The 24,186-nt window shown below is 67.7% G+C and carries 24 protein-coding genes; 10 read left to right on the top strand and 14 right to left on the bottom strand.

Translation table 11 applies throughout. From position 1 onward, the window contains the following. Nucleotides 1–40: 40 nt before the first annotated feature. A complete protein-coding gene (locus tag AC5P7U_RS06845; protein WP_008266991.1) occupies nt 41–643 on the bottom strand; it encodes a lysophospholipid acyltransferase family protein in 603 nt (200 codons plus the stop codon). Nucleotides 644–647: 4 nt separating this feature from the next. Then, nucleotides 648–1,079, bottom strand: a complete 432-nt coding sequence (arfB, locus tag AC5P7U_RS06840) for an alternative ribosome rescue aminoacyl-tRNA hydrolase ArfB (RefSeq protein ID WP_004153612.1) — start codon at nt 1,077–1,079, stop codon at nt 648–650. A 133-nt stretch (nt 1,080–1,212) separates the two neighbouring features. On the opposite strand from arfB, the gene AC5P7U_RS06835 reads away from it, so the two are divergent. Next, nucleotides 1,213–1,740 (top strand): DUF2059 domain-containing protein, encoded by a 528-nt coding sequence (locus tag AC5P7U_RS06835; protein WP_004153611.1) that lies wholly within the window; start codon nt 1,213–1,215, stop codon nt 1,738–1,740. Nucleotides 1,741–1,815: 75 nt separating this feature from the next. Here AC5P7U_RS06835 and AC5P7U_RS06830 read toward each other — a convergent pair whose 3' ends face one another. Beyond that, the gene (locus AC5P7U_RS06830; protein WP_495220934.1) at nt 1,816–2,670 is read right to left on the bottom strand and encodes a pseudouridine synthase; all 855 of its coding nucleotides are present in this window, start codon (nt 2,668–2,670) and stop codon (nt 1,816–1,818) included. Next, nucleotides 2,667–3,266 (bottom strand): O-methyltransferase, encoded by a 600-nt coding sequence (locus AC5P7U_RS06825; RefSeq protein ID WP_414554865.1) that lies wholly within the window; start codon nt 3,264–3,266, stop codon nt 2,667–2,669. The genes AC5P7U_RS06830 and AC5P7U_RS06825 overlap by 4 nt, the downstream gene beginning before the upstream one ends. Nucleotides 3,267–3,418: 152 nt before the next feature. On the opposite strand from AC5P7U_RS06825, the gene AC5P7U_RS06820 reads away from it, so the two are divergent. Genes AC5P7U_RS06820 through AC5P7U_RS06805 form a run of 4 tightly spaced genes read left to right on the top strand, consistent with a single transcriptional unit; the run spans nt 3,419 to nt 6,551 of the window. After that, a complete protein-coding gene (locus AC5P7U_RS06820) occupies nt 3,419–4,030 on the top strand; it encodes a PIG-L deacetylase family protein (protein ID WP_197564892.1) in 612 nt (203 codons plus the stop codon). Then, nucleotides 4,030–5,169 (top strand): glycosyltransferase family 2 protein, encoded by a 1,140-nt coding sequence (locus AC5P7U_RS06815; RefSeq protein WP_004153603.1) that lies wholly within the window; start codon nt 4,030–4,032, stop codon nt 5,167–5,169. The genes AC5P7U_RS06820 and AC5P7U_RS06815 overlap by 1 nt, the downstream gene beginning before the upstream one ends. Beyond that, a complete protein-coding gene (locus AC5P7U_RS06810) occupies nt 5,156–5,761 on the top strand; it encodes an LbetaH domain-containing protein (protein ID WP_481458647.1) in 606 nt (201 codons plus the stop codon). Before AC5P7U_RS06815 ends, AC5P7U_RS06810 begins: the two co-directional genes overlap by 14 nt. A 4-nt stretch (nt 5,762–5,765) precedes the next feature. Continuing rightward, nucleotides 5,766–6,551 (top strand): YaiO family outer membrane beta-barrel protein, encoded by a 786-nt coding sequence (locus tag AC5P7U_RS06805; RefSeq protein WP_049457576.1) that lies wholly within the window; start codon nt 5,766–5,768, stop codon nt 6,549–6,551. A 54-nt stretch (nt 6,552–6,605) separates the two neighbouring features. On the opposite strand, the gene ubiB is transcribed toward AC5P7U_RS06805, so the two are convergent. After that, the gene (ubiB, locus tag AC5P7U_RS06800; protein ID WP_004153600.1) at nt 6,606–8,261 is read right to left on the bottom strand and encodes a ubiquinone biosynthesis regulatory protein kinase UbiB; all 1,656 of its coding nucleotides are present in this window, start codon (nt 8,259–8,261) and stop codon (nt 6,606–6,608) included. Then, nucleotides 8,258–8,893, bottom strand: a complete 636-nt coding sequence (locus AC5P7U_RS06795; RefSeq protein WP_004153599.1) for a ubiquinone biosynthesis accessory factor UbiJ — start codon at nt 8,891–8,893, stop codon at nt 8,258–8,260. The genes ubiB and AC5P7U_RS06795 overlap by 4 nt, the downstream gene beginning before the upstream one ends. A gap of 364 nt (nt 8,894–9,257) precedes the next feature. Here AC5P7U_RS06795 and ddlA point away from each other — a divergent pair, with 364 nt between their 5' ends. Then, entirely contained in the window at nt 9,258–10,343 is a 1,086-nt protein-coding gene (gene ddlA / locus AC5P7U_RS06790) for a D-alanine--D-alanine ligase (RefSeq protein ID WP_308309679.1), read from the top strand. Between the two features lie 95 nt (nt 10,344–10,438). On the opposite strand, the gene AC5P7U_RS06785 is transcribed toward ddlA, so the two are convergent. From AC5P7U_RS06785 to oleC, 3 genes are all read right to left on the bottom strand, one after another. Continuing rightward, nucleotides 10,439–10,594 carry a DUF1328 domain-containing protein gene (locus AC5P7U_RS06785; protein ID WP_004153593.1) on the bottom strand — a complete coding sequence of 52 codons (156 nt, stop codon included), beginning with the start codon at nt 10,592–10,594 and terminating at the stop codon, nt 10,439–10,441. Between the two features lie 82 nt (nt 10,595–10,676). Further along, entirely contained in the window at nt 10,677–11,669 is a 993-nt protein-coding gene (gene oleD / locus AC5P7U_RS06780; RefSeq protein ID WP_197565070.1) for a 2-alkyl-3-oxoalkanoate reductase, read from the bottom strand. After that, nucleotides 11,666–13,324 (bottom strand): olefin beta-lactone synthetase, encoded by a 1,659-nt coding sequence (gene oleC, locus AC5P7U_RS06775; RefSeq protein WP_308309575.1) that lies wholly within the window; start codon nt 13,322–13,324, stop codon nt 11,666–11,668. The genes oleD and oleC overlap by 4 nt, the downstream gene beginning before the upstream one ends. 104 nt (nt 13,325–13,428) lie before the next feature. Here oleC and AC5P7U_RS06770 point away from each other — a divergent pair, with 104 nt between their 5' ends. Next, nucleotides 13,429–13,860, top strand: coding sequence for a YkgJ family cysteine cluster protein (locus AC5P7U_RS06770; protein WP_049458121.1), 432 nt, complete (start codon nt 13,429–13,431; stop codon nt 13,858–13,860). Between the two features lie 106 nt (nt 13,861–13,966). Here the strand turns inward: AC5P7U_RS06770 and AC5P7U_RS06765 are convergent, their stop codons facing one another. From AC5P7U_RS06765 to AC5P7U_RS06750, 4 genes are all read right to left on the bottom strand, one after another. Then, the gene (locus tag AC5P7U_RS06765; protein WP_004153589.1) at nt 13,967–14,857 is read right to left on the bottom strand and encodes an alpha/beta fold hydrolase; all 891 of its coding nucleotides are present in this window, start codon (nt 14,855–14,857) and stop codon (nt 13,967–13,969) included. Between the two features lie 140 nt (nt 14,858–14,997). Further along, nucleotides 14,998–16,014, bottom strand: coding sequence for a 3-oxoacyl-ACP synthase III (locus AC5P7U_RS06760; protein ID WP_004153587.1), 1,017 nt, complete (start codon nt 16,012–16,014; stop codon nt 14,998–15,000). Between the two features lie 102 nt (nt 16,015–16,116). Further along, a complete protein-coding gene (locus tag AC5P7U_RS06755; protein ID WP_005407628.1) occupies nt 16,117–16,434 on the bottom strand; it encodes a DUF4156 domain-containing protein in 318 nt (105 codons plus the stop codon). Between the two features lie 158 nt (nt 16,435–16,592). Continuing rightward, the gene (locus AC5P7U_RS06750; protein ID WP_004153582.1) at nt 16,593–19,442 is read right to left on the bottom strand and encodes a M16 family metallopeptidase; all 2,850 of its coding nucleotides are present in this window, start codon (nt 19,440–19,442) and stop codon (nt 16,593–16,595) included. Between the two features lie 414 nt (nt 19,443–19,856). Here AC5P7U_RS06750 and AC5P7U_RS06745 point away from each other — a divergent pair, with 414 nt between their 5' ends. Together AC5P7U_RS06745 and AC5P7U_RS06740 are read left to right on the top strand one after the other, a co-directional pair. Continuing rightward, nucleotides 19,857–20,333, top strand: coding sequence for an XAC0231 family protein (locus tag AC5P7U_RS06745; protein ID WP_197564132.1), 477 nt, complete (start codon nt 19,857–19,859; stop codon nt 20,331–20,333). 69 nt (nt 20,334–20,402) lie between these two features. Next, complete coding sequence (locus AC5P7U_RS06740) at nt 20,403–20,882, top strand: tRNA (cytidine(34)-2'-O)-methyltransferase (RefSeq protein ID WP_004153580.1); 480 nt, start codon at nt 20,403–20,405, stop codon at nt 20,880–20,882. A 156-nt stretch (nt 20,883–21,038) separates the two neighbouring features. Here the strand turns inward: AC5P7U_RS06740 and AC5P7U_RS06735 are convergent, their stop codons facing one another. After that, nucleotides 21,039–22,202 (bottom strand): acyl-CoA dehydrogenase family protein, encoded by a 1,164-nt coding sequence (locus tag AC5P7U_RS06735; protein ID WP_004153579.1) that lies wholly within the window; start codon nt 22,200–22,202, stop codon nt 21,039–21,041. Nucleotides 22,203–22,459: 257 nt separating this feature from the next. Here AC5P7U_RS06735 and AC5P7U_RS06730 point away from each other — a divergent pair, with 257 nt between their 5' ends. After that, the gene (locus AC5P7U_RS06730; protein ID WP_197564131.1) at nt 22,460–24,136 is read left to right on the top strand and encodes an electron transfer flavoprotein-ubiquinone oxidoreductase; all 1,677 of its coding nucleotides are present in this window, start codon (nt 22,460–22,462) and stop codon (nt 24,134–24,136) included. Nucleotides 24,137–24,186 lie beyond the last annotated feature (50 nt).

Here is a 24,186-nt window from a genome sequence, read left to right as displayed (position 1 = left end):
TGTGCCGGACGTGGCGTCTATGCGGGGCCTGCCGGCCGGCTCAGACCGTGCCGCGGGTCTTGCCGATCCAGGGCCGGTAGAACTCGCGGATGGCGGCCATGTCGGCGGCGTCATCACCGCTGGGCGTGAACAGCGGCCCGATGCCGATGGTCTTTTCCGGGTAGTGGAAGTACGCGGCCAGGATCGGCACGTCGGCCATCCGCGCGATCTTCAGGAAGCCAGCCTTCCAGTCCTTCACCGCCTTGCGGGTGCCTTCGGGGGTGATCGCGAACCACATCTTCTCGTTGTTGCGCAGCAGGTCCACCGCCTGGCCAACGGTACCCTGCGGCGAGCTGCGGTCGAGCGGGATCACCCCCAGCTTGTGCAGCAGCGGGCCCAGCGGCCACCAGAACAGCGAGGCCTTGCCCAGCACCTTCACCTTCATGCCCAGCGCGATCTTGGCCGCCATGCCCCACAGCCCGTCCCAGTTGGACGAATGCGGCGCGATGATGAACACCAGCCGGGGAATGTCAGGCAGGGTGCCGGTCACCTTCCAGCCGCCCATGCGCAGGGTGCAGCGCGCCAGCCAGCGCAGGAAGGCATTGGGTTTGACCTGCGGCATCTGCGGCGGCACGGCCGGCAGCAACGGAGTCGGGTTGTTCAAGCAATCACTCCCAGTCACGTGATGAGCGCCCGCGCTTGATCTGCGCGCGCCCGCGTTTGGCGTCCAGACGACGCAGTTTCGACCCGAGGGTCGGCTTGGTGGCCTTGCGCGGCTTGGGCACGCTCAGCCCGGCCTGGATGAAGGCCGCCAGCCGATCGCGCGCATCCTCGCGATTGCGATCCTGGGTCCGGAACCGTTGCGCATCGATGACCAGCACGCCTTCGCCGGTCATGCGCCGGTCACGCCGCGCCAGCAGGCGCGTGCGCAACGGCTCGGGCAACGAGGGCGAGTTGGCCACGTCGAAACGCAGTTCCACCGCGGTGGAGACCTTGTTGACGTTCTGCCCGCCGGCGCCACTGGCGCGCACGAACCGCTCGACGATCTCGCCGTCGGGGATTTCAAGTTGCGCGCTGATGGTGACCGGTCCACTGCCCATCCGCGCATTGTAGCGGCAGCCACGCCCTGCAGTGCGGCATCGCGCACCCTATGCCGCCGATCAGGTACCGAACACGCCGCCTTCGCCTTGGCTGCGGGTATGCTGGCCGTCCCATGTACCGCAGGAAGCCCGCATGACCCGCACCGCACCCGCCCTGCCGTCCCTGCTGCGCCGCGCCGCCCTGCTGCTGGCGCTGGCCGCGGCCAGTGTGCCGGCCCTGGCCGCGCCGCCGACCGATGGCGACATCAACCGCCTGCTCTCGGCCTCGCGCGCGCAGAGCATGATCGACACCATGCTGCCGCAGATCGAGGCGATGCAGCAGCAGCAGTTCCAGCAGGTGGCCGCGCAGCGCCAGCTCAACGCCCAGCAGCAGGAGCAGCTGAAGCGGATCCAGGCGCGGACCAGCCAGACCCTGCGCCAGGCCCTGTCATGGCAGCAGCTGCGGCCGATGTACGTGGACCTGTACAAGAAGACCTTCAGCAAGGAAGACGTGCTGGCGATGGCCGAGTTCTACGAGAGCGCGGCCGGCCAGAGCCTGCTGGACAAGACCCCGGCGCTGATGCAGAACGTGATGGTGGCCATCCAGGCGCGCATGCAGCCGCTGTTCGCGGACCTGCAGAAGGACCTGGAAGCAATCGTCAACGAACCGGAAAAGAAGTGAGGTAGGGCCGGCCGCTGGCCGGCTCCCCGGTACATCTGGAATCGCGTAGCTGCCGGCCAGTGGCCGGCACGACCGTCAAGCGCTATCCACCTGCCAGCCGAACAGGTCCAGCGCCTTCTGGAACCCAGCGTCCAGCGGCGCGCGTACATCCACCGTGCCACCGTCGGGATGCGGGAACCGCAGGCGCTCGGCGTGCAGCAGCATGCGATGCACGCCCTGCATACGGAAGATGCGGTTGTGGCGGCCATCGCCATGGCTGGTGTCGCCGATCATGTGGTGCGACAGGTGCTTGAGGTGGCGACGGATCTGCCGGAAGCGCCCGGTCTGCGGCCGGCAGCGCAGCAACGCATAACGCGAACTGCTGAACTCGCCGATCGGCACCGACAGCTCGCCGGTGGCCAGGCGCTGGAAATCAGTGATCGCCGGCTTCTTCACCGCCTTGCCCGGGCCGCCGTCCAGTTCATGGTCGACCTGCCAGGCGAGCTCGGCCGGCCAGCCCCGGCACACGGTCAGGTAGTCCTTCAGCACTTCGCCGCCCATCAGCGCCTTGCCCAGCGCGCTGGCGGTATCGCGGTCGAAGGCCAGCAGCAGGCAGCCGCTGGTCGCCCGGTCCAGGCGATGGACCAGGAAGATCGGGCGGCCCAGCTGCTCGCGCAGGCGGTCGGCCAGGAAATCGTCTTCGCCGCGGGCCAGCTTGCTGTCGTGGACCATCAGCCCGGCCGGCTTGTTGACCACGGCCAGGCGCTCATCCAGGTGCAGCAGCTGCAGGGGTGCGGTGTCGGTCTCGACCGCAGCGAGGGTGTCGGGTTCGGTGCTCACCGCGGGATTATAAGGGCCTGCTTCCTGCAGAGCCGAGCCCATGCTCGGCTGCTCTGCGCGACCGGCAACAGCGTGCCAACCAAGGTTGGCACCTACCTGTAGGGCAGTCAGGCGTTGCGCACCGCCAGCAACTCGCCGTTGCCCACCGGCACCAGGCTGCTGCTGAAGCCGGCGTCGGCTGCAAGCAGCGCGCGCAGCGGCTCCATCTGCGCGGCATGCGAGATCGCGTTGTCCACCACCAGCAGGCCACCGGGCCGCAGCACCCGGCGCAGCTGCGGCCACCAGCCGGCGTACTGTTCGCGGTCCGAATCGAGGAACAACAGATCGAGACTGGCATCGGCGGCCTGCGCAAGCCACTGGCCGGCATCGGCATGGACCAGCGTGATGCGCTCAGCCAGGCCACTGCGCACGAACGTCGCTCGCGCCATCGCCACCTTGTCTTCGGCGTACTCCAGCGTGGTCACGTGGCCGCCGATGGCGGCGGCGGCTTCGGCCAGCCAGAGCGTGGAGTAGCCGTTGGAGGTGCCGATCTCCAGTACGCGCCGTGCTGCACCGAAACGCACCAGTACCGACAGGAACTCACCGGTCTGCGGCGTGATGTTGAGCATGCGCCGGGCACGTTCGGTCTCGCGTGCGTCGTTATCGGCACCGAAACGCGCCAGTTCGTCCCTCAATACCGAAAGCTGCATCGCTGTCGCCTCTTTCATTTGCCGCGTCAGGGCGGCCATTGTGGCCGATCAAGTCACATTTTCAGATTGATCCTAATCTTTCGCGTTGCTCGAGTTGCGATAGTTCCGCCTCTTTCGCGCGGGACGTTCCACCTGCCCGCCGCTCCCTCGGTTTTCGCAAGGACACGGCCATGGCCTTCGACATTCTGGCAATCGGCGCCCACCCCGACGACATCGAACTCGGCTGCGGTGGCAGCCTGGCCAAGCTGGCACGCACGGGTGCGCGCATCCATGCGCTGGTGCTCAGCCGCGGCGGCCGCGGCTGCCACACCGGTATCGACCGCAGCGATGAATCCCACCGCGCCCTGCACCGACTCGGAGTCGGCCACGTGATCCAGCAGGATTTTCCGGACACGCGTTTCCCGGGCTGCCGCAACGACATCATCGCGGCCATCGAGCAGGCCTGCGCCACGCTCGTGCCGCATCGCGTCTACACGATGTGCGGCGAGGACCATCACCAGGATCACCGCACCGTCCACGAGGCATCGATCATCGCCTGCCGCAGTGTCCCGCAGATCCTCTGCTACGAGAGTCCCAGCACCCTGCCGCAGTTTGCACCCCAGGTATTCGAAGACATCAGCGCGCAGCTGGACCTGAAGATCCACGCCCTGCGCGAGCATGCCAGCCAGAGCGATCGCCAGTACATGCAGGAGGACCATCTGCGCTGCCACGCACAGTTCCGCGGGCAACAGATCGGTATCGGCCCCAGCGAGGGCTTTCTGCCCCATCGGCTGGTGCTCTGATGAAGACGCTGCTGTTCCTGGCCATGTGCGTCTTCATCCTGGTGCGTATCTGCATGCTGCTGTCGCGCCGGCCGAGTACGCACCTGTACAGCATCGACGCGATCGTTCCGGCCTACAACGAAGCCCCGTGCCTGGAGCGCTCGTTGACCAGCCTGCTGCAGAACCCTTACCTGGCCCGGGTGATCTGCGTGAATGATGGCTCCACCGATGACACCGCTGCGGTGCTCGATGCGCTGCAGGCACGCTGGCCGGGGCGTCTGGTGGCGGTACACCAGGCCAACACCGGCAAAGGCGGGGCATTGATGCACGGCCTGCAGCACGCCACCGCCGAACAGGTGTTCCTGACCGACGCCGACACCCATATCGATCCGCGCGGGCATGGCCTGGGATACCTGCTGGACGAAATCGAGCGTGGGGCCGATGCGGTCGGCGGCGTGCCCTCGTCCAGCCTGGAAGGCGCCGGTTTCCTGCCGCATGTGCGTGCCAGCCTGAAACTGCCGATGATCGTGATCAAGCGCAGCTTCCAGCAGTGGCTGGGCGGCGCGCCGTTCATCGTCTCCGGCTCGTGCGGCCTGTTCCGCACCTCGGTGCTGCGCAAGGTCGGCTTCTCCGACCGCACCCGCGTGGAAGACCTGGACATGTCCTGGTCGCTGGTCGCGCAGGGTTACCGCGTGCGCCAGAGCGTTCGCTGCGTGGTCTACCCGCAGGAGTGCAACACGCTGGTGGAGGAATGGCGGCGCTGGCGGCGCTGGATTGTCGGCTATGCGGTCTGCATGCGCCTGCATCGCGGCCTGCTTCTGACCCGCTTCGGCCTGTTCAGCATCCTGCCGATGATGCTGCTGGCGCTGGCCGGCATCGTGCTGACCCTGCAGGTCTGGTTCGGCGCGGCGATGCTGCATGGACCCGCCGGCCTGGCATTGGCGGTGATGCCGCTGTTCTGGATAGGCGTGGTCATGCTGCTGGCGCTGATCAGCGCCATCCATCATCGCCGCGCCTGGCTGGTGCCTGCCGCCGCCTTCTCGATGCTGTATGTACTGCTTGCCTATGCGATCTGGGTGATGCACGGCCTTGCCGGGCTGTTCACCGGCCGCGAGCCGGTACGCGACAAGCCGACGAGGTATCCGCATGTGGTGGAATGATCTCACCGCCCTGGCCGATGCGCTCCCGGCACTGGCATCCCACATCGATTCCAGCGCCCAGGTGTCGCCACGTGCAACCGTGCAGGGGACCGTGTGCATCGGTGCCGGCAGCCGCATCTGCGACGGAGCCCATCTGCAGGGCCCGATATCGATCGGCCGTGATTGCCTGATCGGCAACAACGCGCTCCTGCGTGGCCCGCTGCGCATCGGCGATGGCGCCCGCATCGGCTTTGCCAGCGAACTGAAGAACGCGTTGATCGGCGAGAGCGTCAGCATCGGTCCGCAGTGCTTCATCGGCGACAGCCGTATCGATGCCCGCGCCTATCTTGGCGCGCTGGTGCGCACCAGCAACCATCGCCTGGATGGCGCGACGGTCGCCGTGCACATCGAAGGCGCCGTCATCGACAGCCAGCGCGACAAGCTTGGCGCGTGGATCGGTGAAGGCGCCTCGCTGGGCGTCGGCGTGATCATCCTGCCCGGTCGCATCATCGCACCGGGCAGCCAGTTCGGACCGCGCATCACCGTGGAACGAAACCTGCCGCCGGGCCGTTACCGGCTGCTGCAGTCGCTGCATTCCCAACCCCTGGAGTAACCCCATGCGATTGATCTTCCGTGGCGCGCTGCCATGCGCCCTGTTGCTGGCTGTGTCCAGCGCCCATGCCGGCGTCGACCGTGTTTCGATGCAGCTGGACCATGCCGACTACACCGACAGCTTCGGCAAGCGCGACGTGCAGACCCTGGATGTGGCCGGCCGCAACGGCCACACTCGTTGGCACCTCGGCCTGGCCCATGGTGAACGCGACTTTGGCAGCAGGCGCTTCAGCGGCAACCGCGTGCAGGCCTCGCTGCACCAGCGCTGGAGCCCGCGGTTGTCCACCCGCACCGCCGTCACTGCGTCCAACGATGATCCGGTGTTCGTGAACCGCCAGGTCAACCAGGACCTGCAGTGGAAGGTGGCGCCGCAGACCGTGCTCAGCGTGGGCGGCAAGTACGCGCAGTACCACGCCGGCGCGTACGTGAGCGGCTGGTCGGTGGGCGCCTCGCATTACTTCCCGCGCGTGACCGCCTCGCTGCGCCACGAGCGGCACCGTCAGTCCAATGGGCCCGACGGCCATGGCACCACGCTGTCGCTGCGCCTGAAGGACGCCCAGGGCCGCGGTTCAACCCAGCTGTGGCTGGGCACCGGCACGTCCGGCTACGCGGCAGAGTCCGATCCGCTGCTGCTGCGCGAACACGATGCGCGGCGCGCCTTCCTGCGCCGCAGCCAGCCGCTGGGCGAACATCTGGTGCTGGACATGGGCATCGGCAAGACCTGGCACAAGACCCGCCTGGACACCTTCCAGAGCGTGCAGTCGCACGTGGGCCTGGGCTACCACTGGTAAAAACCCGGGGTGGGTCGGCGGCATGCATCGCCGCCGGCCCTCAGCCTGACCGGCTCAGCGCCACCACGCGCGCAGCAGCGCCACTGCGCCAACCGCGCCGGACAGCCAGCTCCACATCGGCAGGTCACCCCAGTACCAGCCCGGCGGTTGCAGCACGTACATCAGGGCCGCGATGGCCAGCAGGCCAACGCCGGTGATCGCCCCTACCGCGCGCTTCTGCAGGCGCTGCAGGCTGGCATCGAGCGCGACCAGATCGCGCGAGCGCATCGCCAGTTCGTGGCGGCCTTCCACCTGCTGGGTCAGCCAGGCGTGTACCAGCCGCGGCATGTCCGGCGCATGGGTCATGATCTCCGGCAGGCGCTTGCCGATCTCGCGCACCACCCGGCGCGGGCTGTAGCGCTCGCGCAGGATCTTCGCCAGTACCGGCTTGGCCACTGCCCAGATGTCGATCTGCGGATCGAGCTGGCGGCCGACACCTTCGATGTTCAGCAGGGTCTTCTGCAGCAGGATCAGCTGCGGCTGCAGGGTCAGCTGGTAGCGCTGCGCCACGCGGAACAGCTTCATCAGCACTTCGGCCAGCGAGATCTGCGACAGCGGGCGGGTGAAGTACGGCTCACACACCGAACGCACCGCCGCTTCCAGATCATCGATGCGCACGTGGTCCGGCATCCAGCGTGCCTGCACGTGCAGTTCGGCGATGCGGCGGTAATCGCGGTTGAAGATGGCCATGAAGTTCTCGGCCAGGTAGTACTGATCTTCCTGCGAGAGCTGGCCCATGATGCCGAAGTCCAGCGCGATGAAACGCGGGTTGGCACGGCGCGCCGGATCGGTGTCGACCCAGATGTTGCCGGCGTGCGCGTCGGCATGGAAGAAGTTGTCGCGGAACACCTGGGTGTAGAACACCCGCACGCCCTTGGCGGCCAGCGCCTTGCGGTCGATGCCGGCCTTGTCCAGCGCGGCGATGTCATCGGACGGGATGCCCCATACGCGTTCCAGGGTCAGCGCACGCTCGGCGGTGTGGCTCCAGATCACTTCCGGCACGTACAGGTCGTCGCTGTTTTCCCAGAAGCGGCGCAGCACGCTGGCATTGGCGCCTTCGCGCTGCAGGTCCAGTTCGGCAGCCAGGGTGTTCTCGACTTCGGCCACTACCTCACGCGGCCGGATCTTGTCGGCACGCGGGTGGGTGCGCTCGACCAGCGCGGCCAGCGAGTTGAGCAGGGCGATGTCGGCGTCGATCTGCTTCTCGATGCCTGGGCGCAGCACCTTGACCACCACCTGGCGGCCGTCGGCAAGCGTCGCTGCGTGCACCTGCGCGATCGAGGCCGAAGCCAGCGGTTCGGTGTCGAAGCTGGCAAACGCCTCGCTCACCGGCAGGCCAAGCGCTTCTTCGACGATGCGACGCGCGGTATCACCATCGAACGGCTTGACCCGGTCCTGCAGCAGGGTCAGCTCGTTGGCCACGTCCGGCGGTACCAGGTCGCGGCGGGTCGACAGGATCTGGCCGAACTTGACGAAGATCGGGCCCAGGTCCTGCAACGCCAGGCGCAGGCGAGCGCCGCGCGATTGTGCGGCAATATCGGCCGAAGCGCGCGGCACGAACGGCTTGGCCAGGCGCAGCCAGCGCTCGGCCGGCGTGCCCTGCAGCAGATCGTCGAGGCGGTAACGCAGGATCACCCGGCCGATGCGGCTGGCCCGCAGCACCGCCTTCATGCGGCACCCCGCAGGCGCTGCACGCGCGCGCCCAGGCGCTCGACGTCATCGCGCAGCACGTCCACGTCGTCATGGAAGGCATCCAGCTCGGCGCGCGGCACCACATCACGCGATTCCTCGGTGATGAATTCGGCTGCGCTGTGGGCCAGGTCGATCGCGCCCTGGCGTGCGTGCTGCAGCGCGCTGCGCAGGGTGTTGGCCACCTGCACGCCCAGCACCTCGCCGAATACGCTGACGAACGGCTGCTGCCAGTCCGGATCGAAGCCCTTGGCCAGCTGCTGCAGGCGGCGCGCCAGTTCGGCGTCGCCGGCCACGCGCACGCGGCCCTTGCCGGTGCTGTCGGCGCGGCGCGCGTTGGCCAGCAGTGGCAACTGCGCCAGCACGCCGGCCAGGCTGCTGCGCACGGCCAGATCGGCTTCCTGCGTGTCGACCGGGCCAACCCGCAGCTGATCGCCCTCGACGCTGATGCGCATCGCCAGCGAAGGCGCTTCCAGGGTCAGGTCGATATGCCGGCCGTCGAGGCTGGCCAGCGCATGGCGGGTATCCGGATCCAGCGCGAGGGCACGGTTCAGGGCGATCTGCAGGGCGCGGCCGGCGACCGGCTTGAGGGACTTGAGCAGGGAGAGAGCCATGTGCGCATTCTACCTGCGTGGGTGGGGGGCTTGGGCCGGGCTGCCGCCCGGCACCCGCAGATGCAACTGCCAGAGCAACATCAAAGGCTGGCTTCCTGTGGGAGGCGGGGTGGGTCCGGTTGCGGGGGACGCTGCAAGTACGTCCCTGTAAGCTCGGTCGCCGCATCCATGCGGCTCACGCCCCCGCAACCGGACCCACCCCGCCTTCGACAGGTTCCTGCTGCTGTGGGTGGGTGTCGACCTTGGTCGACACGGTAGATCCACGCCATGCGTGGATGGATATCCGGTTCATCTGTGCCTCACCTGGGTGGCAGCGGAAGGTTCATGCTGTACGGCCACGCAACGCACAGGACATCGCAACACCATGGCAAGGACCCGGGTCGGCATCATCTTCGGGGGCAAGTCCTCCGAGCACGAAGTTTCGCTGCAGTCGGCGAAGAACATCCTCGATGCCCTCGACCGCGAGCGCTTCGAGCCGGTGCTGGTCGGCATCGACAAGCAGGGCCAGTGGCATCTGAGCCAGCCGGACACCTTCCTGCTCAATGCCGATGATCCGTCGCGCATCGCGCTGCATCGCTCCGGGCAGTCGCTGGCGGTCCTTCCCGGCACGGAGCAGGCGCAGCTGCAGCCCTCCGATGCGGCCAGCGTGCTGGGCCAGATCGATGTGGTGCTGCCGATCGTGCACGGGCCGCTGGGCGAGGACGGTGCGCTGCAGGGCCTGCTGCGCATGGCCAACCTGCCCTTCGTGGGTTCGCCGGTGCTGGGCTCGGCGGTGGCGATGGACAAGGATGTGACCAAGCGCCTGCTGCGTGATGCCGGGCTGCAGGTAGCGCCGTGGCTGTGCATCCGTCGCCATCAGGCGGCGGCCGTCGATGTCGAGGCGGTGATCGCGCAGCTCGGCCTGCCACTGTTCGTCAAGCCGGCCAACCAGGGTTCATCGGTGGGTGTAAGCAAGGTCAAGGACGCGGCCGGCTTTGCCGAGGCACTGGCGCTGGCGTTGCGCTACGACCACAAGGTGCTGGTGGAGTCGGCGGTGGTCGGCCGCGAGATCGAGTGCGCGGTGCTGGGCAACGGACAGCCACAGGCCAGCGTGTGCGGCGAGGTGGTGGTGCACGACGAGTTCTATGCGTACGACACCAAGTACATCAACGAAGGCGGTGCCGACGTGGTGGTACCGGCGGACATCGACGCTGCCACCCAGGCGCGCATCCAGAAGATCGCGCTGCAGGCCTATCAGGCGCTGGAGTGTGCCGGCATGGCGCGCGTGGATGTGTTCCTCACCGCAGACGGCGAGATCGTCATCAACGAGGTCAACACGCTGCCGGGCTTCACCCGCATCAGCATGTACCCGAAGTTGTGGGGTGCGAGCGGCGTGGACTACACCAGCCTGATCACGCGGCTGATTGAACTGGCGCTGGAGCGCCATGAGGGAGACAGGCGGCTTCTGTAGCGTCGAGCCATGCTCGACTCATGAAAAGCGGTCGAGCATGGCTCGACCCTACAAGAGGGCGTGCCGGCCAGCGGCCGGCACTACCCTGCGGTCTTCTACCCGCGCTTGCGGAACATCGAGATCACCGCCAGTACCAGGAACACAACAAACAGGATCCAGGCGATGTTGCTGGCAGCACCGGCAATGCCGGAGAAACCGAGCACGGCGGCGATGATGGCGATGACAAAGAAAATGACGGCGTAATGCAGCATGGCGCTCCTCGCAGATGTCCGGGCCGTTGGATGGCGTGGGTCCATCCTCCCGATCTGGCGGTGTGCAACCGGTGATGGCGATCTATGCGGCAGATGAAGCCTTCAGCCTGCGCAGGCCTTCCTCGATGCTGACCTGCGGCACGTAGCCGAAATCGCGCCGTGCCGGCTCCATGCTGTACCAGTGCGGCGTACACAGCTGCTCGGCCAGGAAACGGGTCAACGGCGGTTCGCCACGCAGGCGCAGCAACGGCCACAGCCGCTCGCAGACCGCGCCGATGCGATAGGCGGTCCTGAAGCTGATCGCCTTGTCCACCGTCGGCGCACCCACGGCGGCCAGCAGCTTGTTGACCAGCTCGCGCATCGGCAGTGGTTCGCCGTTGGAGATGAAGTACGCCCTGCCGGCGCAGGCCGCGCCCGGTGCCAGGGCTTCGAAGGCGAGGAAGTGTGCCAGCGCGGCGTTGTCGATGTAGGTGGTATCGACCTTGTTGTTGCCGTCGCCGACCAGGCGCAGGCGACCCTGCCGCGCGCGCTCGGCCAGGCGCGGCACCAGCTGCTGGTCGCCGGGCCCCCAGATCAGGCGCGGGCGCAGCGCTACCGTCGCCAGCGTCGCATCATTGGCCGCCAGCACGCGTTGTTCGGCAATCGCCTTGGTCGCCGCATACGGGGCCTGGAAATCTTCGCCGTACGGCACCTCGTCGGCGCCCAGGCCTTCCACCGGGTGGGTCGCGCGATGAGTCACGCTGGGCGTGGAGGTGTAGACCAGCCGGCTGATGCCATGGGCGCGGCACGCGGCAATGACGTTGTCGGTGCCGACCACGTTGGCCTGGTGGTAGCTGTCATAGCTGCCCCAGGCGCCGGCCTTGGCGCCGTTGTGGAACACCGCATCGACGCCGGCCACCGCATGCAGCACCGCCTGCGCATCAGCCAGGTCGCCACGGATCTGGCCCACGCCCATCGCCTGCAGTTCCGGGTAGTGGCTGCGGTTGAACGCCAGCACCTGGTGGCCACGTTCGACCAGCCCACGGCACAGCGCCTGGCCAAGGAAACCACCCCCACCGGTGACCAGGATCTTCATGCGCGCTTCTCCAGTTCGGCGCTGGCCCAGACGGCGAGCTTCTCGCGGCCGATCTTGGCGTTGTGACGGATATCGACGGGGAACGCCGGATGCACCAGGAAATGCTGCAGGCCGGCCTCAGGCACGCGGGCTGCTGCGTGAGCGCGCAACGCTTCCTGCAGTGCCGGGCTGTCGGACTGGCCACGCTGCAGTTCCACGCACAGCACCGGTACCTGCACACCGGCCGCGCCAACGCCGACCAGCGCACTGCGCGCCACGCCGGCGACGGTGTTGAACACCGGCTCGACCTGCTCGGTGTACAGCGGCCCGCGTGCGGTTTCCACGCGCTGCGTCTTGCGCCCGCAGAACCACAGGCGGCCCTGCGCATCGAAGTACCCCACGTCGCCCATGCGGTGCACGATGCGGATGCTGCCGTCGGCCAGGGTTTCGCTGATCTTCGCCGACGCGGTGGCCTGCGGGCGGTTGAAATAGCTGTCGGTGGTGGTCGGCCCGGCCACGGTGATCTCGCCCACCTCGCCGGTGGCCAGCACGCGTGCCTGACCCCAGTCCGGCAGCGGGGCATCATCGATGGCGATGATGCGCACCTCGTTCGGCTCCACCACGCTGCCCACGCAGGTGCCGGCGCCCGCTTCGGTGGCGGCACGGGTGCGCTCCAGCTCGCGGCCTTCAACCACGGCCACCGGCAGGCACTCGGTGGCGCCATACGGCGTCCAGAACTGCGCATCGGCCGGCAGCAGGCGGCGGATGGTGGCCACTACGTCCGGCGGCACCGGCGCACCGGCCGAGGTCACCCGGGTCACGGTCGGCAGCGGGCGGCCATGCCTGGCCAGCACGCGCATGAGGGCCGGCGAGCCGAACAGCTGGGTCACGCCGAAGCGCTGGATGGCGTCGTGCAATCGTGCCGGATCGGCCTGTGCCGGCCGCGTCGGGTCCATGTCCGGGATCACCGAGGTCAGGCCCAGCGCCGGATCGAACAGCGCAAAGGGCGGGAAGGTCGGCAGGTCCACCCCACCGGCTTCCATGCCGAACGCGCTGCCCAGCAGCTGGATCTGGCCGACGAAGTGGCGGTGACGATAGACCACGCCCTTGGGCACGCCGGTGGAACCGCTGGTGAACAGGATCGCCGCCATCTCCTCGCCATCGGTGCCGGCCAGCATCGGCCCACCATTGGCGCCTGCGCGCTCGAGTGCGGCCAGGGTGGTTCCACCCCAGCCGAGGCGGCGGCCGACAGTGACCAGGCGGGTGGCCGACGGCGCCCAGCGCAGCGCCAGCCGCGCCACATGCGCCAGCGGGATGCCGATGAAGGCCTCCGGCTGCGCCTCGTCCAGGCATTGCTTCAGCGCACGCCTGTCGATGCCGGGGTCGACCAGCACCGGCACCGCGCCCAGCTTGAACAGGGCGAACATCAACAGGAAGAACTCCGGCGACGGCCGCACCATCACCACCGTGCGCACGCCGCGGCCAATGCCGTAGCCGGCCAGGCCGGCCGCCATGGCATCGCTGCGCGCGTCCAGCTGGCGGTAGTCCAGGGTCACGTCATAGGCCGCCATGCCATTGCCGGCACCGCGGCGGCCGGGGCAGCGGATGGCGATCTGGTCAGGGCGTTCGCGAGCCAGTTCAGGCAGGCGGGCCGCAATGTTGCAGGGTCCGTTCATCCGTTCATTGTCGCCGCTTACGGAATTTCTTGCGCGGCGGCCCACTTCGTGGAAAATCCGCACCCTCGTTCCTGATTCCGACTGCCGCCCGAGGCGGCTTGCCCATGCAACATCCCTGCATGACCTGCGGCGCCTGCTGCACCCAGTACCGCGTGGCCTTCCACTGGATGGAATCGGACGAGGTCACTCCCGGCGGCGTGCCGCACCAGCTCACCGAGGTGCTCGACCCGCACCGCCTGTGCATGCGCGGCACCCACTCCAAGCCGGTGCGCTGCGTGGCGCTGGACGCGCAGATCGGCGTGTATTCACGCTGCACCATCCACCCCAACCGGCCCAGCGTGTGCCGCGAGGTGGATGCGTCGTGGGAGTACGGCAAGGCCAGCCCGCAGTGCGACAAGGCGCGCATCGCCTATGGCCTGGATCCGCTGACGCTGGCCGACTGGCGCTGGCGCGATGAGGCCGGCAACGATGACGGCCATCCGGACGACAACGGCAACAGCCCGTCCTCGCCACCGCAGGCACCGGTCGCGGCGTAGGGGTAGTGGCAGTGCCGGCCACTGGCCGGCAACCTCATGAACCCGGCACGCATTGCGCGCTTGCCGGCCAGCGGCCGGTACTACCGGGATCCGACCCGGGAACCGATCAGATCGGGTTTTTGTCGAGGAACGCGCGAATCTCCGGCACCAGCACCTCGTGCTTGTCTTCCAGCACGTAATGGCCGGCGTCCTCGAAGGCATGCACCTGGGCCTGCGGCAGCGCCGCCTGGAAGCCCTTCAGGAAATGATGGTCGAACACGAAGTCGCGCAGGCCCCAGCCGAGGAAGGCCGGGCGGTCGGCGAAGGACGGCAGCGCCTTGCCAGCGCGCTCCAGCAGCGACCAGGCCTTGTCGGCCGGTGACAGCGGGATGTCCTGCATGAAGCGGATGGTGCTGATGCGGTTGGCGTAGCTGTTGTACGGCGACACATAGGCACGGCGCACGTCGGCCGGCATCTTCCGTTCCACGCCCAGCCACGAGGCGCCGGACGAGAAGGCATTGAAGGTGCGGATGATCCACTCACCGATCTTCCAGTGGCGGCCCAGCGCGATCTGCCACGGCATCTTCTTCGCCGCCGGCATCGGAAACGCGGCGGTGTTGAGCACGACCAGGCGCTTCACCTGGTCGTGGTGCGACAGCGCCCAGCCGAAACCGATCATGCCGCCCCAGTCGTGCACGGCGAGGGTCACCGGGCCGGTGATGCCCAGGTGCTTCAGCAGCGCATCGAGGTCGTCCACGCGCGACTGCAGGGTGTATTCGTAGCGGCTGTCGTCCGGCTTGTCCGACAGGCCCATGCCGATGTGGTCCGGCACGATGCAGCGGTATTTGTCCGACAGGCCGGCCACCAGCGTGCGCCAGTAATAGCTCCACGACGGATTGCCGTGCACCATCACCACCACCTCGCCGTCGCGCGGGCCTTCGTCGAGATAGTTCATCGACAGGCCGGGGCGCACGTCGAAACGCTGCGGGTGGGCGGGGTAACCGGGAAGATCGCGCATGCGGAGCACCTAGGGAGAATCGCGGCGCGGTATAGAGCCGAGCCGATGTTCGGCTGCTCTCCGGTCCGCTGCGGAAGAGCCGCGCTGCGCGCGTGAGCCGAGCATGGCTCGGCTCTACAGGAGGTCGGGCAGCGGGCTGCTTACCAGACCACTTCAGCCATCGAGCAGTTCAGCCCCGAGCCGATGCCCAGAAGCGCGATGCGATCGCCCTTCTTCAGCTTGCCCAGCTGCTTGAGCTTGCTCAGCACGATCGGCACCGAGGCCGGACCGATGTTGCCGTGCTCGCCGAAGATGGTCATGACCTTCTTCGGGTCGATGCCGAAGTTCTTGATGAACGCCGCGGTGTGCGGCTGGCTGACCTGGTGGATCACGAACTGGTCCAGCTCTTCCACGGCCCAGCCCAAGGCGATCTTGGCGGCGGTGAAGGTCTTCTGTGCCAGCTTGATGCCTTCGATCAGCAGCAGGCGGGTATCGGTGACCATGCGGTCCAGGTTGCCCAGGCACAGCTGGTTCCACTCGGTGGCCGAGCGGGTCACGCCGCCCTTGTAGCGCGGGGCGTCCGGCACCAGCTCCGAGCGCGCCATCACCATCGCGGCGGCGCCGGAACCGGTGGTCAGCGCGGCCAGTTCGTTGCGGAAGTCGTCGGCGGTGACGTCCGGGGCGGTCATGCGCTCCAGGGTCTTCTCGTACACCAGGTTGGCGGTCTCGCCGTCCACCACCAGCGCGTAGTCGATGTCACCGCGCTCGATCATGCGCGCGGCGATATCCATGCCGTTGATGAAGGCCAGGCAGGCATTGGCGACGTCGAAGGTCATGCACTCGTCGCTGACGCCCAGGTTGCCCGAGACGATCGACGCCGTGGACGGCTCCAGGTAATCGCGGCTGACCGAGGTGTTGACCAGCAGGCCGACCTGGGTCGCGGTGATGCCCGCGTCTTCCAGCGCCTTGCGGCCGGCCATGGTGGCCGCATCGGAGGCCAGCACGCCGTTGTCCCACAGGCGGCGCGCGTGGATGCCGGCGATGTCGCCGAGCACATCGGTGCGGATACCCAGGCGATCCAGCGTCGGCTGCAGCCGCTCGTTGATTTCCTTGGTCGTCAGCGTATGCGGCGCGTCGACGTGTGCCAGGCCGGCGATCGAGACATTCTTGAAGAGCATCGAGGTTAGCGCCAAGGCTCAGGCAAAAGGGGGCGCTATTCTATAACTCCCGGGCTTTCACCGCATCTTTACGAATTCAGCCTTGCCCGTATGGTGAAGCGTTCAGCGCGGCGGGCACTGGAATGCGGCGAAGCGCTGGCTGCCATCAGCCGGAGCGGCGGCGGCCTGCACGGCGTTGGCGCCGGCACTCGGGGCCTCGTTGCGGGCCAGGGTTTCCAGCTCTTCCTGCACGCGCAGCGGGTTACGGTTGTAGAAGCCGACCTTGCTCTTCACAGTGACCACCACCTCGCCCTTGGCGATGCAGCCGGCCGGAACCGGGCCTGCCGGCAGCACGCGGGTCGCCTTGCCGGCCGGTTCGATCGGCACCCAGGTGCAGGCGGTGACGGTGAGCAGCAGGGAGGAAAGCAGCAGAACGCGCATGGGCAGATCCTGGAAGGGTATGGGGGGATTCTGCCTGAACAGCCTGAATCGGGGGTAGCCCGGCGAGCGGGGCCCTCGGGTCATGGGCCACGGGGGTGCCGGCCAGCGGCCGGCACTACCGGGGCAGGCCTGCCCGCCGTGGCGGGCAGGCGCATCCCTTACTTCTTGACCGGGTTGCCTTCGGCGTCGATCACCGTCACCTCGCCCAGGTTCAGCGCGCGCACGGCCGCTTCGGTCTGCTTGAGGTCACCCACCACCACCCAGGTCAGCGCCTGCGGCTTGATCTCGGCGGCGGCCTGCTGCACCTGCGCCGGGGTCATCGCCTCGATTTCGGCCTTGCGACGCAGCACATAGTCGTCCGGGCGCTTGAACTGCACGATCGAACCGATCGTCGACGCCACCGCGCTGGCGGTCTCGTAGGCACCGGGCAGGCTCAGGGTCTGGATGTTGCGGATGCGGTTGACCTCGGCGGCGGTGGCCGGCTTGCTGCCATCGGCGAACGCGGCGATTTCCTTGCGCATCTCCGCCATCGCCGGGCCGGTCTTGTCGATCTGCACCGGCGCACTGGCCATCCACGGACGCTGGCCCACCGAATTGACCGCGCTGCTGCGCGCACCGTATGACCAGTGCTTGTCCTCGCGCAGGTTCATGTTCAGGCGCGAGGTGAAGTCACCACCGATCACGCCGTTGGCGATGTCGAAGCGGGTCGAGCTGGTGGCGCTGGACGGCGCCACCACCTGGCCGGCGAACAGGTTGGCCTGCACCGCACCCGGCTGGTCGATCAGGAACACGCGCGGGCCCTTCGGCAGCGCGACGTCGGTGGCGGCCTTCACCTGCGGGGCATCGCCACTGGCCTTCCAGTCGCCCAGCTGCTTGTCCAGCAGCGGCACGATCTCGGCCAGCGTGGTGTCACCGACCACGATCAGGGTGCCGTTCTGCGGGCGCAGCCAGTCGTGGTGGAAGTCGACCAGGTCTTCGCGGGTCAGGCCGTTGATGGCCGCTTCATCACCGCTGCCGGTGAACGGAATGGCGTACGGGTGGCCCTTGCCGTACAGCAACGGCGGCAGCACGCGCATCGCCACCGCACCCGGGTTGACCTTCTCCTGCTGGATGCCGGCGATCCAGGTGGCGCGCACCCGGTCGATCTCGCCCTGCTCGAAGCGCGGCTCGCGCAGCAGGTCGCGGTACAGCGCCAGCGACGGTGCCAGGTTCTCCTTCAGCGCGGACAGGTCCACGCTCATCGAATCCAGGCCGGCCGAGGCATCCAGGCTGGCGCCCAGTGCGTCGGCAGCATCGGCGAAGGCCAGCGACCCCAGCTTGCCGGCGCCTTCGGTCATCAGGCTCATGGTGAAGTTGGCGGTGCCCGGCTTGCGGCCCTGGTCGGCGCTGAAGCCGCCCGGGAACTGGTAGCTGAACTGCACCACCGGAATCTCGTGGCGTTCGGCCAGGATCACCTGGGTGCCGTTCTTCAGCGTGGCGCGCTGCAGCGCCGGGAACTTCAGCTGCGGGAACTCTCGGGTCTGCGGCACGCCGGCCTTGCGGTCCACCTGCTCGGGCAGGGTGCTGTACTTCGGGTCCACCGCCGGCACGGTGAACGGCTTCGGCGTCTGGCTCGGTTCTTCCTTCAACGCCACGCGCTCACCCGGCTCGATCACCAGGGTGTGGCTGCCCTTGTCCAGCCACTGCGCGCCCAGACGGCTCAGATCGGCGGCCGTGGCCTTGTCGATGTTGGCCAGCGAAGTGCGGAAGCAGCCCGGGTCGCCGGTGAACACGGCGCACTCGGCCAGCGCGTCGGCCTTGCCGCCAAAACCACCGATGCGCTCGATGCCGCGGATGAAGCCGGCGCGGGCGCCGGTCTTGGCGCGTTCAAGTTCGGCCGCGGTCGGACCCTGCTTGATCAGCCGGTCCAGTTCCTCATCGATGATCCTCTCGACCTTGGCCGGGTCCTGGCCCTGCTTCACGGTTGCCACGATCACGAAGTTGGAGCCCAGCTGCGAGGTCGACAGGCCCGAACCGATGCTGTCCACCAGCTTGTCCTGGTGCTGCAGGCGCTGGCTCAGGCGCGAGGACTTGGCACCCCCCAACACCTGCGCGAACAGCTGCAGCTGATCGATATCGGTGGTGCCGACCTGCGGCACGTTCCAGGCGCGGTAGATGCGTGCCTGCGGCACCTTGTCGGTCATCGTCTCGCGGCTGTCGGCACTGCGCTTGGCCACGTTCACCGCCGGCTGCGCCATGCTCGGGCCGGCCGGGATGCTGCCGAAGTACTTGGCGACCTTCTCCTTGGCGGTGGCCAGGTCGATGTCACCGGCCAGCACCAGCACCGCGTTGTTCGGGCCGTACCAGGTGCGGAACCAGGTCTTCACGTCGTCCAGCGAAGCCGCGTTGAGATCGTTCATCGAACCGATCACGCCGTGGTGGTACGGGTGGCCGACCGGGTACAGCGCCTTGTTGATCTGGTCCCAGGCCTGGCCGTACGGCTGGTTCTCACCCTGTCGCTTCTCGTTCTGCACCACGCCACGCTGCTCGTCCAGCGCCGCCTGGTCGATCGCACCGACCAGGTGGCCCATGCGGTCCGATTCCATCCACAGCGCCATGTCCAGCGCGGTGGTCGGCACGTTCTCGAAGTAGTTGGTGCGGTCGGTGTTGGTGGTGCCGTTCTGGTTGGTGGCACCGACCTGCTTGAACGGCTCGAAGAATTCGCCGTCATGGTTCTCGCTGCCCTGGAACATCAGATGCTCGAACAGGTGCGCGAAGCCGGTGCGGCCGGCTGGCTCGTCCTTGCTGCCCACGTGGTACCAGACGTTGACCGCGACGATCGGCGCCTTGCGATCGGTATGCACGATCACGCGCAGGCCGTTGGGCAGGGTGAACTGCTCATACGGGATATCGACCTTGGCCGGGGCAGCCGGCTTGGCGGCCAGCACAGGGGTGGGCGCAAGCGTGCCCAGGGCGGTGCTGAGGGCGACAGCCAGCAGTGCAGCGCGCGGGCGAAGGGCGAGAGACATATCCGGATCCTTGGTCACGTAGGTGAACCCCGATCCTAGCGTGCGCACGCAGCGGCAGGAATCGGTCGCCAGTCACTGGGGGTGTTTGCCCTGATGCGCCATTTCGGCCCCTCACTGCGGCCTTCTGACAGGTCACATGCGGCGGCAGCCCGCGTCCGGACAGTGTCCGTCGCCCATCGAATGGACAGGTGTCCGCCCAGCGGACACATTTCAGATTGGAAAAAGCCTTTCAAATCAATAACTAAAAGTTGGCACGCGGATTGCTTGGTACTTCCTGCGCCAGGAAGGGCTTCAGACGCAAGATGACTGAAGACTGAACAAATGCAGGAAATCGAAAATTTTCCTTGCAAGCCCAGAATTGGTGTACTACCTTACTACCACACCACTGATCACCAACACTAAACAGGCCCCGTCATGAACGCCAAGACCATTGCCATCGCCATCGCCCTGATTGCCGGCACCGCGGTTGTTTCGTCGGTGCAGGCCTCCGAATCCATCAAGACCCTGTCCACCGTGCAGGTCCGCCCGGCCGCCGACCAGCTGGCCCAGCAGGCTTGGGAACAGGCCAGCGGCATCCCGACCCTGGCCACCGTGGAGGTGCGCCCGAGCGCCGACCAGCTGGCCGAGCGCAACGGCTACGCCGCCACTCCGGTCGCCGCCACGATGCCGATCACCACGCTGGCCTCGGTGGAAGTGCGCCCCAGCCTGGAGCAGCGCGTCGCCCTGGCAGCCGAACTGGAAGCCCAGCGCTACGCCGCCACGCTGGCCGCCGCCGCTACCAGCGTCGCCCACTCGGTCATCGTCAACCTGCCGGCCCTGCAGGTGCGCCCGAGCGCGGCCGACCTGCAGGCCCTGGCCACCGAAACCGCCCAGGTCCTGCTGCGCCCGTAACCGGTGCCGCCCTGCCCCGTGCAGGGCGTGCGCCGTAAAGGCGGCGGCCGTCGCAGGTACACTGCGCCGATGAATGCCGCGCCCCAGTTCCACGTGATCCTGTTCCAACCGGAAATCCCGCCCAACACGGGCAATGTGATCCGGCTCTGCGCCAACACCGGCGCGCAGCTGCACCTGGTCGAGCCGCTCGGCTTCGCACTGGAAGACAAGCAGCTCAAGCGCGCCGGGCTGGACTACCACGAGTACTCGCGCCTGCAGGTGCACCCGGACCTGGACACCGCGCTGGCGCGGATCGCGCCCAAGCGGCTGTTCGCCCTGAGTACCCGGGCCAGCGTGCGTTATGACAGCGTGGCCTTTGAAGATGGCGATGCGTTCCTGTTCGGGCCGGAAAGCCGCGGCCTGCCGCAGGACGTGCTCGATGCCCTGCCCGATGGCGCCCGCCTGCGCCTGCCGATGCGGCCGGACAACCGCAGCCTCAATCTTTCCAACACCGTCGCCGTGGTGATGTACGAAGCGTGGCGGCAGCACGGGTTTGCTGGCGGGGCGTAAGCGCCTTGGGTGGGTTTGAACTGCTCCTGGTGGGTGCAGACCGCTCCTGGTGGGTGTGAACCGCACTTGGTGGGTGCGGACCTTGGTCCGCACAAATGCCTGGCCGGGCGCTGAAGGAATGTGCCAACCAGGGTTGGCACCCACCACAACCCGATTTCAGAACGCGTTGATGCCGGTCAGTTCGCGGCCGATCACCAGCTGGTGCACGGTCTCGGTGCCTTCATAGGTGATCACCGATTCCAGGTTCAGCGCGTGGCGGATCGCCACGTGCTCGGTGGTGATACCCGCGCCGCCGAGCAGATCGCGACACTCGCGGGCGATATCAATCGCCATGCGGCAGTTGTTCCACTTGGCCAGGCTGACCTGCTGCGGCTGCAGCTGGCCCGCTTCCTTCAACCGCCCCAGCTGCAATGCCAGCAGCTGCGCGGTGGTGATGCGGCGGGCCATCTCGGCCAGCTTGATCTGTGCGCTCTGCGTGGCCGCCAACGGGCGCCCGAACAGCACGCGTTCCTTGGCATAGCCCAGCGCTTCATCCAGGCAGGCGATGGCCGCGCCGATCGGGCCCCAGCTGATGCCGAAGCGGGCCTGGGTCAGGCAGCCCAGCGGCCCCTTCAAGCCCTTCACGTTCGGCAGGCGATGGCTGTCGGGCACGCGCACGTCGTCGAAGAACAGCGCACCGGTCAGCGACGCGCGCAGGCTCATCTTGTGCTTGATTTCCTGGGTGGTGAAGCCGGCCATGCCCTTCTCCAGCACGAAGCCCTGGATGCCGTCCTCGGTCTGCGCCCAGACGATGGCCAGGTCGGCCACCGGGCCGCTGGTGATCCACATCTTGCTGCCGCTGATCCGCCAGTCACTGCCGTCGCGCACTGCGCGGGTCTTCATGCTGCCCGGATCGGAACCGCCGTGCGCCTCGGTCAGGCCGAAGCAGCCGATCAGCTCGCCGCGCGCCATCGCCGGCAGCCACTGCTGGCGCTGTTCCTCGCTGCCATAGGCGTAGATCGGGTACATGCACAGCGAGCTCTGCACCGAAACGAAGCTGCGCAGGCCGGAGTCGCCGCGCTCCAGCTCCTGGCAGATCAGGCCGTAGCTGACCGCACCGAGGTCGCCACCGCCGTACTCGGCCGGCAGGGTGGCGCCGAGCAGGCCCAGCGCGGCGATCTCCGGCACCAGTTCGGCGGGGAAGCGTGCCTGGTCGAAGGCATCGCCGATGATCGGCAGCACCCGCTCGTTGGTGAAGCGGGCGACGCTTTCCTGCACCGCGCGCTCTTCCTCGTTGAGCAGGGAACGGACATCGAACAGATCGTACGGATGCAAAGCCATGGCACTCACGCGCAGTCAGGACCGGGCCATTGTCGATCATCCGGGCAAAGCGTGCCGGCCAAGGTTGGCACCCACCAGAGCGGCGGCCCTACGCTGCAATGCAGCAATCGGGATGTGAACATCGGCGATCTAGCTCGATCACGCGCGTCCCGGTACCCTGACACATTCAAACAACCGTTTCGCTCGTGGCTGCACGCGCGATTTCCAGGCACCGCCGGTGGCCCCGATGCCGGCCCTACCCACGAGTCATGCAATCGATGAGCGCTGAAGCCAACGCCCTGCCCCCGCGTGAAGTAATGGAGTTCGACGTGGTGATCGTCGGCGCCGGCCCCGCCGGCCTGGCCACCGCGATCCGCCTGCGCCAGCGCGCGATCGAAGCCGGTCGCGACCTGTCGGTCTGCGTGCTGGAGAAGGGCTCCGAGCCGGGCGCGCATGTGCTGTCCGGCGCGGTGATGGACCCGCGTGCACTGACCGAGCTGTTCCCGGACTGGGCCGAGCGCGGCGCGCCGCTGAAGCAGAAGGTCACCCGCGACGAATTCCTGTTCCTCAGCGAAACCGGCGCGCGCAGCACGCCCAACGCGCTGCTGCCGGAGTGCTTCCACAACGAAGGCAACTACATCATCAGCCTCGGCGAAGTGACCCGTTGGCTGGCGCAGCAGGCCGAGGCGCTGGAAGTGGCGATCTTCCCGGGCTTCGCCGCCGCTGAGGTGCTGTATGGCGACAACGGTGAAGTGATCGGCGTGGCCACCGGCGACATGGGCATCGAAAAGGACGGCAGCATCGGCCCGGCTTTCGAGCGCGGCATGGCCCTGCAGGCGAAGTACACGATCTTCGCCGAAGGTGCGCGTGGCCACCTCGGCCGCCAGCTGATCGCCCGTTACAAGCTGGACGAAGGCAAGGACCCGCAGGCCTACGGCATCGGCATCAAGGAGCTGTGGCAGATCGACCCGGCCAGGCATGAGCCGGGCCTGGTGGTGCACGCCGCCGGCTGGCCGCTGGACAACGACACCTATGGCGGCGCATTCCTGTACCACGCCGACGGCGGCAAGGTCGCCATCGGCTACGTGGTCGGCCTGGACTACAAGAACCCGTGGCTGAGCCCGTTCGAGGAATTCCAGCGCTTCAAGACCCACCCGTCCATCCGCAAGCACCTGGAAGGTGGCACCCGCATCGGTTACGGCGCGCGCGCCATCACCGCCGGTGGCCTGATGTCGCTGCCGAAGACGGTGTTCCCCGGTGGCGCACTGGTCGGCTGCGAGGCCGGCTACCTCAACGTCAGCCGCATCAAGGGCAGCCACGCCGCGATCAAGACCGGCATGTTGTGCGCCGATGCGGCCTTCGACGCGCTGGCTGCCGACCGCCAGCACGATGAACTGGACGCCTACCCGAAGGCGTTCGAAGCCAGCTGGCTGTTCACCGAACTGCAGCAGGCCAAGAACTTCAAGCAGTGGTTCAAGAAGGGCCAGACCGTGGCCACGCTGATGACCGGCATCGAGCAGTGGCTGCTGCCCAAGCTCGGCGTGCGCAACCCGCCGTGGACCCTGCGCCACAGCACCCCGGACCACGCCTGCCTGGAGCCGGCGGCCAAGCACACCCGCATCGCCTACCCGAAGCCGGATGGCGTGCTGACCTTCGACCGCCTCAGCTCGGTGTTCCTGAGCAGCACCAACCACGACGAGAACCAGCCCAGCCACCTGACGCTGAAGGACGCCAGCATTCCGGTGAAGGTGAACCTGGCCGAGTACGCCGGCCCGGAAGCACGCTACTGCCCGGCCGGCGTGTACGAATTCGTCGGCGAGGCCGACAACGCGCGGCTGCAGATCAACGCGCAGAACTGCGTGCACTGCAAGACCTGCGACATCAAGGACCCGACCCAGAACATCGTCTGGGTGACCCCGCAGGGCGGCGGCGGCCCGAACTACTCGGGCATGTGACCGCCACGGGCTGCGACTGCATGTCGCAGCCCGGTCGTTTCCGCGCACCG

It is taken from the genome of Stenotrophomonas sp. YJH_SMC_57, from assembly GCF_059369755.1.
The sequence above is the reverse complement of the archived record's forward strand: the minus strand, read 5'-3'. Positions and strand labels throughout refer to the sequence as shown.